The 15,553-nt window shown below is 45.3% G+C and carries 20 protein-coding genes and 1 tRNA gene; 14 read left to right on the top strand and 7 right to left on the bottom strand.

The annotated features are described in order from the left end of the window. Window positions 1-26 precede the first annotated feature (26 nt). The 8 genes from ICN26_RS01000 to ICN26_RS00965 are packed head-to-tail and all read left to right on the top strand — an operon-like array spanning window position 27 to window position 4,296. Window positions 27-281, top strand: a complete 255-nt coding sequence (locus ICN26_RS01000; RefSeq protein WP_216266192.1) for a type II toxin-antitoxin system Phd/YefM family antitoxin — start codon at window positions 27-29, stop codon at window positions 279-281. Beyond that, the gene (locus ICN26_RS00995; protein WP_216266191.1) at window positions 281-697 is read left to right on the top strand and encodes a type II toxin-antitoxin system VapC family toxin; all 417 of its coding nucleotides are present in this window, start codon (window positions 281-283) and stop codon (window positions 695-697) included. The genes ICN26_RS01000 and ICN26_RS00995 overlap by 1 nt, the downstream gene beginning before the upstream one ends. Before the next feature lie 41 nt (window positions 698-738). Further along, window positions 739-1,497, top strand: coding sequence for a molybdate ABC transporter substrate-binding protein (modA, locus tag ICN26_RS00990; RefSeq protein WP_216266190.1), 759 nt, complete (start codon window positions 739-741; stop codon window positions 1,495-1,497). 37 nt (window positions 1,498-1,534) lie between these two features. Continuing rightward, window positions 1,535-1,864, top strand: coding sequence for an ArsR/SmtB family transcription factor (locus tag ICN26_RS00985; protein ID WP_216266189.1), 330 nt, complete (start codon window positions 1,535-1,537; stop codon window positions 1,862-1,864). Further along, a complete protein-coding gene (locus ICN26_RS00980; RefSeq protein ID WP_255534336.1) occupies window positions 1,822-2,340 on the top strand; it encodes an arsenate reductase ArsC in 519 nt (172 codons plus the stop codon). The genes ICN26_RS00985 and ICN26_RS00980 overlap by 43 nt, the downstream gene beginning before the upstream one ends. Beyond that, window positions 2,337-3,389 carry an ACR3 family arsenite efflux transporter gene (gene arsB / locus ICN26_RS00975; RefSeq protein WP_216266188.1) on the top strand — a complete coding sequence of 351 codons (1,053 nt, stop codon included), beginning with the start codon at window positions 2,337-2,339 and terminating at the stop codon, window positions 3,387-3,389. Before ICN26_RS00980 ends, arsB begins: the two co-directional genes overlap by 4 nt. After that, window positions 3,390-4,109, top strand: coding sequence for an arsenical resistance protein ArsH (arsH, locus tag ICN26_RS00970; RefSeq protein ID WP_369411763.1), 720 nt, complete (start codon window positions 3,390-3,392; stop codon window positions 4,107-4,109). It begins immediately after the preceding gene. A gap of 49 nt (window positions 4,110-4,158) precedes the next feature. Next, window positions 4,159-4,296 carry a hypothetical protein gene (locus ICN26_RS00965; RefSeq protein WP_216266187.1) on the top strand — a complete coding sequence of 46 codons (138 nt, stop codon included), beginning with the start codon at window positions 4,159-4,161 and terminating at the stop codon, window positions 4,294-4,296. 74 nt (window positions 4,297-4,370) lie between these two features. Here ICN26_RS00965 and ICN26_RS00960 read toward each other — a convergent pair whose 3' ends face one another. From ICN26_RS00960 to ICN26_RS00950, 3 genes are all read right to left on the bottom strand, one after another. Beyond that, a complete protein-coding gene (locus ICN26_RS00960) occupies window positions 4,371-4,607 on the bottom strand; it encodes a hypothetical protein (protein WP_216266186.1) in 237 nt (78 codons plus the stop codon). Window positions 4,608-4,678: 71 nt separating this feature from the next. Then, a complete protein-coding gene (locus ICN26_RS00955) occupies window positions 4,679-5,104 on the bottom strand; it encodes a universal stress protein (protein WP_216266185.1) in 426 nt (141 codons plus the stop codon). A 127-nt stretch (window positions 5,105-5,231) separates the two neighbouring features. Beyond that, a complete protein-coding gene (locus ICN26_RS00950) occupies window positions 5,232-6,005 on the bottom strand; it encodes a sulfite exporter TauE/SafE family protein (RefSeq protein ID WP_216266184.1) in 774 nt (257 codons plus the stop codon). Window positions 6,006-6,120: 115 nt separating this feature from the next. Between ICN26_RS00950 and ICN26_RS00945 the strand changes: the two genes are divergently transcribed. The 5 genes from ICN26_RS00945 (at window position 6,121) to ICN26_RS11050 (ending at window position 10,420) form a co-directional block, all read left to right on the top strand. After that, window positions 6,121-7,014: a pseudouridine synthase gene (locus ICN26_RS00945; protein ID WP_216266183.1), complete on the top strand. Its 894-nt coding sequence runs from the start codon at window positions 6,121-6,123 to the stop codon at window positions 7,012-7,014. 7 nt (window positions 7,015-7,021) lie between these two features. After that, window positions 7,022-8,104, top strand: a complete 1,083-nt coding sequence (dusA, locus tag ICN26_RS00940) for a tRNA dihydrouridine(20/20a) synthase DusA (protein WP_216266182.1) — start codon at window positions 7,022-7,024, stop codon at window positions 8,102-8,104. A gap of 64 nt (window positions 8,105-8,168) precedes the next feature. Continuing rightward, window positions 8,169-8,244, top strand: a tRNA-His gene (locus ICN26_RS00935). 61 nt (window positions 8,245-8,305) lie between these two features. Further along, window positions 8,306-9,091, top strand: a complete 786-nt coding sequence (locus ICN26_RS00930) for a formylglycine-generating enzyme family protein (protein WP_216266181.1) — start codon at window positions 8,306-8,308, stop codon at window positions 9,089-9,091. A 3-nt stretch (window positions 9,092-9,094) separates the two neighbouring features. Beyond that, window positions 9,095-10,420, top strand: a complete 1,326-nt coding sequence (locus ICN26_RS11050; protein ID WP_216266180.1) for an ATP-dependent DNA helicase — start codon at window positions 9,095-9,097, stop codon at window positions 10,418-10,420. Here ICN26_RS11050 and ICN26_RS00920 read toward each other — a convergent pair. The 4 genes from ICN26_RS00920 to ICN26_RS00905 form a co-directional block, all read right to left on the bottom strand. After that, window positions 10,417-10,761: a BrnA antitoxin family protein gene (locus tag ICN26_RS00920; protein WP_216266179.1), complete on the bottom strand. Its 345-nt coding sequence runs from the start codon at window positions 10,759-10,761 to the stop codon at window positions 10,417-10,419. The genes ICN26_RS11050 and ICN26_RS00920 overlap by 4 nt on opposite strands. 55 nt (window positions 10,762-10,816) lie before the next feature. Further along, entirely contained in the window at window positions 10,817-11,110 is a 294-nt protein-coding gene (locus ICN26_RS00915) for an ADP-ribosyl-(dinitrogen reductase) hydrolase (RefSeq protein ID WP_216266178.1), read from the bottom strand. 358 nt (window positions 11,111-11,468) lie between these two features. Next, window positions 11,469-13,058, bottom strand: a complete 1,590-nt coding sequence (locus ICN26_RS00910) for a gamma-glutamyltransferase family protein (protein WP_216266177.1) — start codon at window positions 13,056-13,058, stop codon at window positions 11,469-11,471. Between the two features lie 49 nt (window positions 13,059-13,107). Beyond that, the gene (locus tag ICN26_RS00905; RefSeq protein ID WP_216266176.1) at window positions 13,108-14,097 is read right to left on the bottom strand and encodes a Bug family tripartite tricarboxylate transporter substrate binding protein; all 990 of its coding nucleotides are present in this window, start codon (window positions 14,095-14,097) and stop codon (window positions 13,108-13,110) included. A 103-nt stretch (window positions 14,098-14,200) separates the two neighbouring features. On the opposite strand from ICN26_RS00905, the gene aptA reads away from it, so the two are divergent. Beyond that, complete coding sequence (aptA, locus tag ICN26_RS00900; protein ID WP_216266175.1) at window positions 14,201-15,550, top strand: omega-aminotransferase AptA; 1,350 nt, start codon at window positions 14,201-14,203, stop codon at window positions 15,548-15,550. Window positions 15,551-15,553 lie beyond the last annotated feature (3 nt).

The raw sequence follows: 15,553 nt of genomic DNA, 5'->3' as shown, positions 1-15,553 counted from the left end.
CATTATTCATGTTTGTGGAGGCTTCAATGATCACCACTTTATCTAGCCGGGAATTTAATCAGGATACTGGTAAGGCCAAAAAAGCCTCTGAAGCAGGCCCAGTTTTTATTACTGATCGCGGTAAGCCTGCACATGTACTGATGACTTTTTTAGACTACCAGCGAGTCCTTGGAAAAAGAAAAAACATGTGTGATCTTTTAGGGATGAAAGGTGCTGGTGAAATTGAATTTGAGCCTGCGAAAGTGCAAGGCCTCATCAGGCCAATCGGAGATTCTTGGTAATGTATTTACTAGATACTAATGTAATATCTGAATTGCGAAAATCAGCTGATGGTCTAATCAATCGGGGCGTTCAGTCTTGGGCCGAAGCAATCTTTCCAGAATTAATGTTTATTTCTGCGATAACAGTATTGGAGTTAGAAATCGGTGTTTTACAAATTGAGCGCCGAGATAAAAAACAGGGTGCAGTACTTAGAAGCTGGCTAAATCACAATGTCTTACCAGCATTCTCTGAAAGGGTCTTGCCGGTTGACCTAGCTGTTGCCCAACGCTGCGCAAGTCTTCATGTGCCCAATCCTAAATCAGAGCGAGACGCCATGATTGCAGCTTCTGCCATAGAGGGTCGAATGACTATCGTTACCAGAAACGTATCTGATTTCAGTCAATCAGGTGTGAAGGTTTTTGATCCTTGGATTTAGTGCAACATATAAGCGTACAAGTTTAAGGAGTGAAAAAACAAATGACCCCAATAAAGCAGATTCTTTTGGCTTTGCTCGCTCTGTATGTCTCTGCTTCTTTAGCGCAATCAGCGCCAACGGTAGCCGCAGCCTCAGACCTGAAGTTTGCCCTAGAAGAAATTGCCGCTAACTATAAGGCCGATAAAGGGCAAGAGGTGAGGTTGGTCTTTGGTTCATCTGGCGTACTCTGGCAGCAGGTCAAAAATGGAGCGCCCTTTGGTTTACTGATGTCGGCCGATGAGGCGTATATTGATGACTTATATAAGAATGGCTCAACGGTAGATCAGGGAAGTCTTTACGCTATCGGCAGAATAACCCTCTTGCAAAAAAAGGGTAACCCAATCAAGCTTGCTACAGATAAAGATGGCTTGATTAAGGCTATTACAGAGGCCAAGAAAATTGCCATAGCCAACCCAGAGCACGCCCCTTACGGCAGGGCTGCAAAAGAATATCTCATCAGCATTGGAGCTTGGGATTTAGCCCAGCCTAAGTTAGTATTTGGGGAAAATATTTCTCAAGCAACCATGTTTGCCTTAACCGGCTCAGCAGATTTTGCAATTGCAGCTTTATCCTTAGCGATATCGCCTCAAGTACAAACTCAATCTACCTATGTATTAATTCCGGATGACTTGCATAAGCCCTTAAGGCAAAAGATGGCCTTGATCAAAAATAGTTCATCTAGCGCAAAAGATTTTTATCAATACCTGCAAGAGTCTAAATCCCGGCAAATCATGAGCAGGTATGGCTTTACTGCTCCGTAGTCATCTATTTGTAATATAGTTCCATTATTATGGAATTATGAAAAATACCGAAGCTATTCTGGCCTTCATTGCCCTGGGGCAAGAATCCCGCCTAAACGTCTATCGCCTCATAGTTCAAAAGGGTGATCAAGGTTTATTACCCTCACAAATCCATGAGATGCTGGGCATTCCTAATGCGACCCTCAGCTTTCATTTAAAAGAGCTCTATCAAGCGAATCTAATTACTGTCGAGCGCCAAGGCCGCAATTTGATCTATAGACCAAACCCAGGAATGGTTGAAGATCTCAGTCAATTCCTGCTAGCTAACTGCTGCGACGGTAAGCCATGCAAAACTACCAAAACCGTCAAAAAGGTAAAAGCCCAATGAAACAGTACAACATCCTTTTCTTATGCACCCACAACTCTGCTCGCTCAGTACTGGGTGAGGCTTTAGCGTCTACACACCCAAGTGGAAAATTTATAGGATATTCAGCTGGCTCTACTCCGGGTACAAGCGTTAATCCCATTGCTGCTGATATTGCAGAGGAATTGGGCATGGACCGCGCTCTTTTGAGATCGAAGAGTTGGGATGAGTTTGGTCTAGCCGACTCCCCAAAGATGGATTTCATTGTGACAGTTTGCGATAACGCTGCTGGCGAAGTTTGCCCATTCTGGCCAGGTCAGCCTGCGACAGCGCATTGGGGCTTCCCTGATCCATCTCAAGTACAAGGCACTGATTTAGAGAAAAAGGCGGCTTTTAATGAGGTCAAGAATGGCCTCAAAAGACGTTTAGATATTTTGGCTGCGATGCCATTAGAAAAGCTCGATTCTATGAGCCTGAAAGAGATACACAGCAAAGCATGAGTTCCCTCACTAAAAAACTCTCCTTTCTAGATCGCTATTTGACAGTCTGGATCTTTGCAGCTATGGCCCTAGGTATTGCCTTGGGTCACTTTATTCCAGATGTGGAAAGGTTTATTAATTTCTTTCAGGTCGGAACCACTAATCTTCCAATTGCTATTGGTTTGATATTAATGATGTATCCACCCTTTGCTAAGGTGCGTTACGAAGACTTACCTGACGTTTTTAAAGATAAGCGTATCTTTCTGATTTCGCTACTCATGAACTGGATCATTGCACCAACTTTAATGTTCTTTTTAGCGATTACTTTTGTCCCAGATCAGCCAGAGTATATGGCTGGCCTGATATTGATTGGTATTGCACCTTGTGTTGCGATGGTCATTATTTGGAATGATCTAGCTAAAGGCTCTACTGAATACGCTGCTGGCTTAGTGGCATTTAATGCCATTTTTCAGGTGCTGTTCTTTAGTGTTTACGCCTACTTTTTTCTCACTGTCTTGCCCCCTTATTTCGGACTCGTTGGATCAAGTATCAGCATAGGCATGGGTCAAATTGCGCAGAGTGTATTTATTTATTTGGGTATTCCTTGTATCACTGGAATATTGACTAGGGTGGTGATGCTCAAGTTCATGACTAAAGCACGTTATCACGAGCATCTTGTGCCTCGCATTGGCAAGCTTACCTTAGTTGCCTTGCTCTTTACCATCGTTGTGATGTTTAGTCTCAAGGGCGGAGTAATGTTGACGCTCCCGATGGACGTCCTCACCATTGCCATTCCATTGCTAATCTTCTTTCTGATCATGTTCTTGCTGACATTTTTTGTCACTGGCAAGATGGGAATTGATTACCAGCGTTGCTGCACACTCTCATTTACAGGTTCGAGTAATAACTTTGAGTTGGCCATTGCGGTAGCGATTGCGGTATTTGGAATCAATTCTGGAGCAGCCTTTGCAGCAGTCATAGGGCCTTTAGTAGAGGTGCCCATCATGATTGGCTTAGTCACTGTAGCTTTATGGTTCAAAGCAAAATTCTTCAAAAAGGAGATGGTCTAAGTGTTTGAGTCTCCACTGCAATTCCCGGCCTTAGTTGAGGATCTTTTCCAGATCCCTGCAATCGAAAAATTAAGTATCCAATCTGGCGATCATGCGCCAAGATTTTTAATGCTCTATGGTTCACTGCGTGAGAGATCCTATAGTAGGCTTCTAACTTTCGAAGCAGCTAGGTTACTAATGGCCATGGGTGGAGAGGTAAAAATATTTGATCCAACTGGGCTGCCTTTAGTTGATAGCGTGCCCGATACCCACCCAAAGGTGCAAGAGTTACGTCAACTGGCTTTATGGGCGGAGGGTATGGTTTGGACTTCGCCAGAGCGGCACGGCGCTATGACAGGACTCTTAAAAACGCAGATTGATTGGATTCCATTGGCGGATGGCGCTGTCAGACCAACGCAAGGTAAAACTTTGGCTGTGATGCAGGTATCTGGCGGGTCACAATCTTTTAATGCTGTTAATCAAATGCGTATCTTGGGTCGTTGGATGAGGATGGTTACCATCCCCAATCAATCTTCGGTTGCCAAAGCTTTCACAGAGTTTGAGGAGGATGGACGCATGAAGCCTTCCTCTTTCTATGATCGCGTAGTGGATGTAATGGAAGAGCTCTATAAGTTCACATTACTCACTCGTGGCATTAGCGAGTATCTAACCGATCGCTACAGCGAGCGAAAAGAGTCGGCCGAGGAGTTATCTAGGCGGGTGAATCAAAGAACGATTTAGATAAAATTATGAAAAAAAACTATTAACTCACAAGCAAGCCGTTATCAGGATGTTAAAAAATCCTGAAGTAAAATCCGAGGTAGAGCGATTAAATAAAGAAGAGTTTGCTATTTTTGATGAGACTCTGCAGGAGCGTAGAGATGCAGGATTGTCTCAGGCAGAGATGACTGGAAGAATGGGGGTCTAAGCTACTGCAATTGCCGGGCTAGAAAGTTGAATTTCACCCAGTCAGATAGATGCTCCCCTTTAATTACTAAAACATTAGACTCTAAAAGGCCTAAGCAAATTCTCTAAACCAAAGGCATCATTCGCATGCCTGAGCTGGTCAATTGATACTCTAAGCGCCTGAACTTCTTTGCATTTTAGTTTTTGCAGCTTCTTGCGATCCATTCCGTAGGTATCCACTAGGTAGCGAATCCTAGACAGACATATTTGTAGACGAATAAGCCAGTAGATGGCAAATAAGCCTGGTGCGAATAAGAGCAGCAAAATACTCATTTAAGTATCCATAAAAAAGGCCGTCACTTAGACGGCCTATTCAAGTTAATCTGATGATTAACCTTTGATGCTTACTTGATCAATAAAACGGCTTGCTTGGCATTATTGCTTACTCTCTGGGCAACAGAACCCATGATGGCATCAACAATACCGCTGCGACCTTTTGAGCCCATGACGATCAGATCAAACTTTTCTTTATTGGCGAGTGCAATGATTTCATTGGCAATATTGCCGCGCTTAATGACCATGCTGTGTTTTACGCCAGCCGTATCTAATACTTTTTGGGCTCCCTTGAGCTCTTTCTCGCTCACTTCACGGAGGTAATCATCAATGACGCTATTTGCCACAAATTGCTTCACGTGGCCAAGGCCAATATCATCATGAACACTAATTAATGTTACCGTGCACTTGCTGCTCAACTGCTTAGTTAACTTTGCAACATACTTAGCTGCATTGAGCGCAGATTTTGAGCCATCAACTGGTAATAAAATTTTCATAACACCCTTATTTTTTATAGTAAATAAACTAAAACTTCATATGTTCAATTTACTCTCTATATCCTTACAAATCCACAAAGTATTTCTAATACCCTACTAATTTACATATCTATTTTTTGCAAAATATTTACTTCAAGAAGGCGTCATAGAAAGTTTTGATAATCAGTATCGTTACCAGAATGAAGAAACCTTTACGAATAAAGGAGTTACCATGCTTAATTGCAATCTTGGTACCAATTTGACCGCCTACCAGATTGGCGCTGGCCATGAGTAGGCCGAGTTTCCAGTCAAAATAACCTAAATAGAAAAATACGCATAGCGCACCTAGATTGGAGGCTATATTTAGACACTTGGCAGGTGCTGCAGAACGCAAAAAATCAAATCCCAAAACACGGGTGTAAAAGAGTTTATAAAAGGCTCCAGCTCCAGGTCCTAGAAATCCATCATAAAAACCAATGATGCCGGCGCCACTTGAGGCAATGGCTTTTTGTTTATGGTGATTGTGTTTAGGAGCATGAACTAGACCGGCATTTGATTTGATATTAAAGATCAGTAGTGCTAGCAATAAAAATGGCAGGGCGCCTCTGAGCCACTCTGTTGGTATGCGAGTAACGAGGTAAGCCCCTGCAACCGAGGCAAAAAAAGCAAAGGCAGAGGAGATGATCACCAAGCCCCAGGGGCTTTTATTCACGCGACTGTACTGAATAGCTGAACCAATTGTGCCCACGATAGAGCCAAACTTATTGACTGAGAGTAGGGTGGCTGGTGGAAAGCCTGGTAGGGCTGCAAACAGTGCTGGAACCTGAATCATCCCTCCGCCACCAATAATGGAGTCGACCAATCCCGCAAATAATGCGAGGGCAAACAATAAGCCAAGGTCGAATACAGAGAGTTCAAGCATGCTGTCTATTCATTTTCTAGTTCTAATGGGTGCTACCGCCCCATTTTAGAGGGTTTCATTTGGGCATACTGGGATTGCTTTGTCTGCCTTGGTGGGAGTGGATAATCTAGTGCAAATGAAAGTCAATTCTGAAGGAGTCTCCTCTTCTAGGGTGTATTTACCCTCTGGGCAGAGCCATGCTTCTTTGCTGGATTTCTTTACAAGTAATTTCCCGCACATCGATAGAGCTGAGTGGGAGTCTCGCTTTGAAGAGGGCTTGGTATTTAATCAAGAAGGTGAGGCACTTTCTGCTGATGACGCCTACCAGCCTAATATCCATTTACTGTATTTCAGGCGCTTGGCGAGAGAACCAGAAATTCCTTTCGAGGAAGCCATCCTTTTTCAGGATGAGCATATTTTGGTTGCAGATAAACCCCACTTTTTGCCAGTAACTCCAAGCGGTCTTTACTTACATCAAACACTACTCAATCGCTTAAAGAAAAAAACAGGCATTCAAGATTTAAGTCCTATTCATCGAATTGATCGCGATACTGCAGGACTAGTCATTTTTTCAGTCAAACCTCAAGAGCGTGCGCAATATCAAAATCTGTTTAGAGACCGGCAAGTTAAGAAGGTATACGAAGCTATAGCGCCGTATTCAGAAGAACTCCTCAAAAAACTACCGCTGACTTATGAAAGCCATATCAAAGAGTCAGAACATTTCTTGCAAATGGAAGAAGTGGATGACGTAGCAAATACGGATACCTACATTGAGTTGCTTGAAGTAAATAAGCCCTGGGCTAAATATCGTTTAACTCCCGGCAGTGGCAAGAAGCATCAATTACGTTGCCACCTTAATGCCCTCGGAGTTCCAATACGCCATGATCAAATCTATCCAATCCTCACGCCATATCAAGAGTATGATTTGGACTTTTCTAAACCCCTACAACTCTTGGCAAAAGAGATTCATTTCAAAGACCCGGTAACGGGGCAAGAACGATTTTTCATGAGTCAAAGAGCCTTAGCTTGAAATCCGTATGACTGTAAAGCCTTCCAAACGATTAGCTGTAGCTCCAATGATGGAATGGACTGATCGTCATTGCCGGTCTTTTCATCGCTCGCTAACTCAAGATGCGGTTCTATATACCGAGATGGTGACGACAGGTGCCCTCATTCATGGGGATGTGCCACGCCATTTAGACTACTCGCAAGATCAACATCCCGTTGTATTGCAGTTAGGTGGCTCAGAGCCTTCTGATTTAGCTAAGGCTGCAGTGTTAGCTCAGCAGTGGGGCTACGATGAGATTGATCTTAATTGTGGATGTCCTTCCGAGCGCGTTCAACGTGGGGCATTTGGTGCTTGTCTAATGGCGGAGCCACAACTAGTTGCCGATTGTGTCAAAGCTATGAAGGCTGCTGTTGATATTCCGATCACTGTGAAGCATCGCTTGGGATTGGATTCGATGGATGCCGCAAGCTCTGAAAAAGATTATCAATTTGCTTTGAACTTTATTCTTGCGGTAGCGGATGCAGGTGCTAGCCAAGTCACCATCCATGCTCGTAATGCCGTGCTAAAAGGTTTATCTCCTAAAGAGAATCGCAGTAAGCCACCTTTGCGTTATGAAGTTGCGGCTAAGCTGCGCCTTGATGCGCAAAAACAATTTCCTAATCTCAAAGTCCTGCTCAATGGCGGCTTAGAAACTAATGAGCAAATTGCTGGTCACTGGGATGACTTTGATGGATTTATGGTGGGTAGGGCGGCATATCATTTTCCGGCGATGTTGCTTGGTTGGGATGATTTGATTAAGACCAATGGTGAGGCTGCTGGATATCTATTTAGCGAGACCGAGTGGCATCGCATACAAATTGTATTAGTGAAGCAGGTGCAGGCATGGTTTGATGAGTGCCAATCTAAAGGCAAACCGTTTTATATCGGCGCATTTACAAGACATATCCTTGGCCTAGCCCACGGTAGAGCGGGATCGCGTTATTGGCGCCAGCGCCTTTCTGATCACCATGCTCTAGCGAAAGTTCAAAGCAAAGCAGCTATTTTGGATTTCTTCATCGATGCCAGCCTCACCTTGGGGGATTGGGCTGCTTTTGAGTTTGATGGCTCCTAAATCGGATAACTAAGGCTTTTTTGACAGGCTTTTGGCCCAAAAGCTATAATCTATGTCTTCAGTGGCGGACGTAGCTCAGTTGGTAGAGTCCCAGATTGTGATTCTGGTTGTCGCGGGTTCGAGCCCCGTCGTTCGCCCCACCGAATATTGCATTATCCTAAGGCTCCCCTCGTGGAGCCTTTTCTTTTTGAGATTTTATTCATGAAAAAATTCGATATTCTTCCAATCCTATTCGGTGTTTTGCTATCAGTTATTGCGCTGTATTTCATGTTGAGACCCTCAACTGCTACTAGCGCACCTGCATCAACCATCCCCGTAGTTAGAGTTGGCAATGTATCTTGGGATCAAACTGAGATGACGATTGCCGATATGAAAACCTTCGCAACGGCTACAGGCTTTGTGAGTCAAGCCGAGAAAAATGGCGGCGGACTCAATTACGAATCCGGCTTTGTCAAAAAACCCGGCTGGATTTGGAAAACCCCCTACGGCGTTCCCGCAAAAGATACTGAGCCCGCAGTGCACCTCAATCAATCTGAAGCGGCATCTGCCTGTCGTTATTTTGGCAAACGTTTGCCTACTGAGGCTGAGTGGATTTCTGCGGCATTTGTAGAGCAACGAGCCAATCCACCTTCAGGCTTTGTTAAGGGTGAGCGTTATCCATTTCCTGGTGGTAGTACGCCTGCAGTTTCTCATTGCTTAAGTGGCTGTGGTGATTACAAAGGTGTCGCACCAGCAGGCGCATTAAACCGAGGCACTGGTCATGTCCCTGCGGGCAGCACTAAGCCTGGAGTTAATGGTCTATTAGATATGGGCGGCAATGTTTGGGAGTGGACGGCTACTGAGCGCAATGGTGGCTTCATTACTCGTGGTGCTTCTTGGTGGTATGGCCCGGAGAGACAAAAAGAATCTGATGTTGAGTCTAAGCCAGCAGATATTGGAGTTGTTTACATTGGATTTCGGTGTGTGGCTGATGCCGTGAAACAATAAGGCATGACCAATCCTGTAGTCGATTCATCCGCTATTGAAATTACCCCTGAATACCAGGAGGTAATCGATGCCATCGAGCGTCACGACCCTTATATTTTTGTCAGTGGTAAAGCGGGTACTGGTAAAACTACTTTAATTGGCTATCTGCGTGAGAACATTCATGGCAACGTAGTGGTCGTTGCACCAACTGGTGTGGCTGCATTGCAAGTGAAGGGCGTCACGATTCATTCCTTCTTTCGCTTGCCACCTCGCTTGATCTTCCCAGAAGAGGATATCAAGCCTCTCAAAGATAAGCGTCTCTATAAAGATATTCGCCTCCTGATCATTGATGAGATCTCGATGGTCAGAGTAGATGTAGTAGATGCCATTGATCTATTCCTGCGCGCTAACGGACCTCAAAAGAATGAGCCCTTCGGTGGTATACAGGTGATGTTTGTAGGGGACTTGTTTCAGTTGCCGCCGGTGGTATCTCAAACGGATATGCAGGTACTCTCAGAGCGCGGTTACGAAGGCCCTTATTTCTTTTGCGCCAATGCGCTACATCGTAAAGATGTCACGATGGTAGAACTGTCTAAGATCTTCCGTCAAAAAGACGCACACTTTGCCGGCCTATTGAATCAGATCCGTATCAATCAAGACATTGATGAAGCGCTCAGCACTTTAAATGCCGTCTGCTATGAAACCAAAAAAGAAATTGATGAGCAAACTATCACGCTAACTACGACTAACGCACGCGCAGATCAAATTAATGGCGCAGGATTACGAGCACTTACAAGCGATGCCAAAGTTTATATGGGCAATAGCACTGGTAAGTTCAATGTAGATGATCGCAATCTGCCATCACCCAATCAGCTCACTCTCAAGGTGGGTGCCAAGGTCATGTTCACGGCAACCGATAGCAATTTTCCGAAGCGCTGGGTGAACGGTACTATTGGCGTTGTTCGCGAACTACTGCCCAACACTGTAAAAGTGATGGTGCAAAACGGTCCTTACTCAAACACGGTAGAGGTCAAGGGACATCAGTGGGAATCGTATCGCTATGACCATGACATGATGTCTGGCAAGATTTCACCAAACATCATTGGTACCTTTGTGCAGATTCCGCTAATGCTCGCTTGGGCCGTTACTATTCATAAGAGCCAAGGCAAGACTCTGGATAAGATCAAGGTAGATCTCTCCTCGGGTGCATTTGCCTCAGGGCAAGTCTATGTCGCCCTAAGTCGCTGCACCTCTATCGAGGGCATTACTCTTGAGCGCCCTATACAGACCAAGGATGTGAGCTGTGATCAAGAGGTCAAGCGTTTCTATCTGAATTGCTTGCCTGGTTAAGCTGCTTTTGCCATCTTCTTACTGCTTTTTTGTTTCTCGGCTCGCTGCTTTTCTAGTGCTTCACTGGCAATCAGTTTAAATTCACCTTCAACGAATCTTTTCAAGGCTTCGCGCATGAGAGGTTGATAGCCCATATCGTATTTAGCGCCCAAGAGCTTATAAGACTCAATCAAGTCCTGCTCCAGTCTGATGGAGATCATTTGTAGTCCTAGCGCTTCATCAATTTGAGCACCGATTTTTTTATCGACTGCTCTTGCATGCTTGAGCTCGCTACCAAGCTCACGACTCTCCCAAGCCTCAGCGGAATTGTCTATTTTTATTTTCTTGCCTTTTGCGATCATCGCTTTCCTCGCTCTTAAGTTTTAGTATTTCGCCACTTGCATAGAAATGACATTTTTAGTAAGGTACTGATATTGTATTGTATATACATATTTCTATTGAATTTGGAGGAAATGCGCTTTTTAAGTAAATTAGCCCATCATCAAATATAAAAACTACTTTTATTAGAATTCCTCGATCATTTTCTGAGATAAACCACTCTGTAGGCGGCTCTGTTTGGTGCTGAAGTCGATCATCTATCAAGTAAGAGCGAGCTCTATTGATAAAGCACTGCTCAACGTCTTTACGAGAAAGCTGGTGTTTTAAGATTAACTTTCCTTCGATTGCTGGGCTAATGACCAGATTTTTCATGCTCTTTTCCCTGTATTGTATATACAGATTTTATCAAAAGGAGGAGTTCAAAAGTGGTTGGGTTAGTTAACCCATGATTGAAAAAGTGGGATTTATTCAAGAAGGGTTGAGCGGTGATACCCCATTAAAATTTATCGAGTTGCCCAACCTGTTTTATTAATATGAAAAAAGATCTTACCGGTCATGATGAACTCCTTGACTCAAGGCTCGTCATTTCAAAGATACTTCCTTCGGAGGGGGTGGCGCCTAGAGCAGGTTGGAGCGAAAGCTCAAAAGTCATCGCCAGGGACGGCGACGACTATTTACGTTTGGGTGATGTCCCGAATCTAGAGGATCAAGAGCTGGAGTGGTGAGCTGTTTAGAACCCCGCCGCCAATCCATCGCGACGATGATCGCTACCAGCAATATAAGCATCCTGAGTTTGTTCGCCTAATAAGGCAATCGCTTGAGCGCTACCAAAGTCCAAGCTATTGGCTGGCATCACCGTCACTTCATGCCCCATTGCTTTTAGCCCTTCAACGACTGTAGTTGGCATGGATGCTTCAACAGTGAGCTTGCCCGCATCATCAATTCTCCAGCGGGGCGAATCTGAACAGGCCTGTGGATTGAGATACTCATCAACAAAACGCATTACAAACTGAAGATGTCCCTGTGGCTGCATATTGCCACCCATCACACCAAATGCCATAGCTGGCTGACTGCCTTTGGTGAGGAATGCGGGGATGATCGTGTGGAAAGGGCGCTTACCTGGAGCCACTTGATTCGGATGGCCATCGACCAAACTGAAGCTCATGCCACGGTTATGAAAGGCAATGCCACCTGGAGCAACTACACCAGAACCAAAGCCTTTGAAGTTTGATTGGATATAAGAAATCATCATGCCGCTCTCATCCGCAGCGCAAAGATAAACGGTGCCACCAGCATGTGGATCTCCAGCGCCGTAGCTACCCGCTTGATGGTGATTAATCAGTGCAGCACGGCTAGCCAAATAATCTCTATCTAATAGGGCGCTCGCTGGCACTTTCATGGTGCTGGCATCGGATACATGAGCGTAAGCATCAGCAAAGGCAATACGCATGGCTTCCACTTGCAGGTGGATGCGTTGCGCAGAATTGGCTGGATATTGTTTTGCATTGGCTGCTTGCAAAATACCGAGTGCCATCTGGGCCGTAATGCCCGAGCCATTAGGAGGAATCTCATGCAATGTGTAATCGCCATAATCAAATGCCAATGGCTCAACCCAGTCCGTTTGATTAGCAGCAAAATCTGCCATGGTGAAACAGCCGCCTGTGCTTTGAGCAAAGTCGACCATGCTTTGGGCTAATTTGCCGGTGTAAAAAGATTCACCTTCCGTGTTGGCGATTTCACGCAATGTATTGGCTTGGGCAGGATAGCGCCAGAGTTGACCGGCAGTCGGCGCTTTGCCATCAATCAAAAATGATTCACTAAAACCAGGTTCATTTTTCAGAATGGGAATTGCTTCACGCCATTGACGTGCAATCACGGGTGAAACTGGAAAGCCATTTTCAGCATAGTCAATTGCACGCTTAAAGAGTTGCGCAAAAGGCAGCTTGCCAAACTTGCGAGATAACTCAATCCAACCTGAAACCATGCCAGGCACAGTCACGGTATTCCAGCCAATCAAATCCATGGCGGTTTTGCCAGAAAAATATTCCGGCGTCCAAGCAGCTGGGGCACGACCAGAGGCATTCATACCATGGAGTTTTTTACCATCCCAAATGAGTGCAAAGCCATCGCCACCAAGACCATTCATCGTGGGTTCAACCACGGTCAGTGTGATCGCGGTCGCTAAGGCTGCATCAACCGCATTACCGCCATGTTGTAAAGCCTCAATGCCTGCTTGTGTGGCCAATGGCTGTGAACTGGCAACTGCATTTTTAGCAAGGACTGGGGCACGGCCGCCACCAAAGGGAGGGGAAATCAGCATGGTTCTAATCGATTCTTTAAAAGGGGTATGGAGATTGATGCAGTATTGATTAATCGATTTTAATATTGGCTGATTTAACTGCCTTCGCCCACTTGTCATGCTCGCTTTGCGTGATCACAGTTAATTGCTCAGAGTTAGCAAATTGCGGGTGAATTCCTTGAGTTGCTAAGCGTGCCTTGAAATCAGGATTAGTCAAAATCTTCCGAATTTCTCTTTCGAGCTTCGCAATAATGACGGGTGATGTTCCCTTAGGCACGTAAACAGCAAAAAAGTTTTCAACATCAAACTGCTTCATGCCATCCTGAGCCAAGGTAGGCACATTCGGCATAAGGGGTGAACGGTCCGAGGCGGCAATAGCAATTGGGCGTAATTTACCGCTTTGAATATGCGGCAGTGAAGCAGTCACACTATCAAACATCATTAGAGTATTGCCAGCAATTAAATCCGGCAAAGCAAACGCGCTACCTTTGTAGGGTATGTGTGTACCAGTAGCCCCAATACGCTGCATAAACAGCGCAGACTCAAGGTGAGAGAGGCTACCATTGCCTTGAGAGGCGTAGTTAAAGTCACCCTTCTTGGATTTGATGAAGGTGATGAGTTCCGGTAGATTTTTTGCAGGCACCGAGGGGTTCACCACAATCAGGTGGGGGATGGCGCCTAACAAAGCAACAGGCGCAAAATCCTTGGTCAGATCTGCTGGAGGATTTTTAAATAGTGCCTGTGAGATGGACTGATTAGTCAACGCACTAATGTGAATCGTATAGCCATCGGGAGCAGCTTTCGCAGCGGCGCCTAGGCCAATCATGCCGCCAGCACCCGGCTTATTTTCAATAACGATAGGCTGACCTAGTGCTTCACCCAGCGGAACAGAAACTGCACGGGCAAATACGTCAGTAGAGCCGCCCGCAGGGAATGACAAAACTGCGACGATGGGTTTTTTAGGCCAATCCGTATCTGGGGCAGCTATCACCTGTCCAAACAAGCTTGAAAGGACTGCGAGTCCGAGAAATGGTTTTGAAAGACGATTCAAGAAGTTCATGTAATTATCCAGTGGGTAAGTAGGTAAGAGTAAGTAGGTAATATAGTATTGGAAACCACCCAAAGGGTGTAAAGCGAATAATAAAAATTAAATTGAGATAACTATGACTGCAGCACTTAAGACTCCTTCAGCTATTGACATGTCGGCCTACTGGCTGCCTTATACGCCAAATCGCTACTTTCATCAGCATCCCAAAGTGATGCAGTCAGCTAAGGGAGCTTACTACTTCGATGACCATGGCCGAAAATTATTTGATGGATTATCGGGCTTATGGTGCTCGCCTTTGGGGCATGCTGATCCACGAATTGGTGCAGCCATTCAAAAGCAGTATGAAACTATGGACTATTGCCCCGCATTTCAGATGGCGAGTGAGGCAACCTTTACTTTAGCCAGTCGCATTGTCGATATGGCGCCAACAGGTTTGGATAAAGTATTTTTTACCAACTCTGGATCTGAAGCCGTAGATACCGCACTCAAAATGGCGGTTGCCTATCATCGCTGCATGGGTAACGCCTCACGCTTTCGAATGATTGGGCGCGAGCGTGCTTATCACGGTGTTGGTATTGGTGGCATCTCCGTTGGCGGCATTGTGGCCAATCGCAAAGCATTTGCTGGAATGATGATGCCGGGCGTGGATCACCTGCCGCACACATTCAATCTCTCACAAATGGCTTACTCAAAAGGGCAGCCTACGTGGGGCGCACACTTAGCTGATGAGCTAGAAAATATTGTCACTTTGCATGATGCCAACACGATCGCTGCAGTGATCCTAGAACCCGTGCAAGGATCGACAGGGGTGATTGTGCCTCCACAAGGTTATTTGCAGAAGATTCGGGATATTTGTACAAAGCATGGCATCCTGCTGATCTTTGATGAGGTCATTACAGGCTTCGGGCGCTTAGGAGCCAATTTTGGTGCAGATCGTTTTGGTGTGACGCCGGATATGATCACCTTTGCAAAAGCCATTACCAACGGTGTGATTCCGATGGGCGGTGTCTTGGTGCGTGGAGATATTTACGATGCCATCATGGGCCAAGGCGGACAAGAGCAGGCGATTGAATTCTTCCATGGCTACACTTACTCTGGTCATCCCATTCCTACAGCTGCCGCTCATGCTGTACTAGATATCTTTGAATCCGATGATTTAGTCAATCGCGCTAAAGCACTTGAACCGGTCTTAGAAAATTCCCTGCACGCCCTCAAGGGAAAAACAGGCTTGCTAGATATTCGTAACTTTGGTCTTTCTGGCGCGGTCGATTTAGTACCCATTGCTGGTAAGTCAGGATTACGAGCCATGAAGACTTTAGAGGCTTGTATTGAAAGAGGTGCCTTAGTGCGCATTACGAACGACACCATTGCAGTCGGTCCTCCATTTATTTCATCGCCTGCAGAGGTGGAATTTTTGGTGAGCGTATTAAGTGATGCGATTGATGATGCGATGAAAATCGATTAATAC

This window comes from Polynucleobacter hallstattensis (assembly GCF_018881835.1).
Lineage (GTDB): Bacteria > Pseudomonadota > Gammaproteobacteria > Burkholderiales > Burkholderiaceae > Polynucleobacter > Polynucleobacter hallstattensis.
The sequence above is the reverse complement of the archived record's forward strand: the minus strand, read 5'-3'. Positions and strand labels throughout refer to the sequence as shown.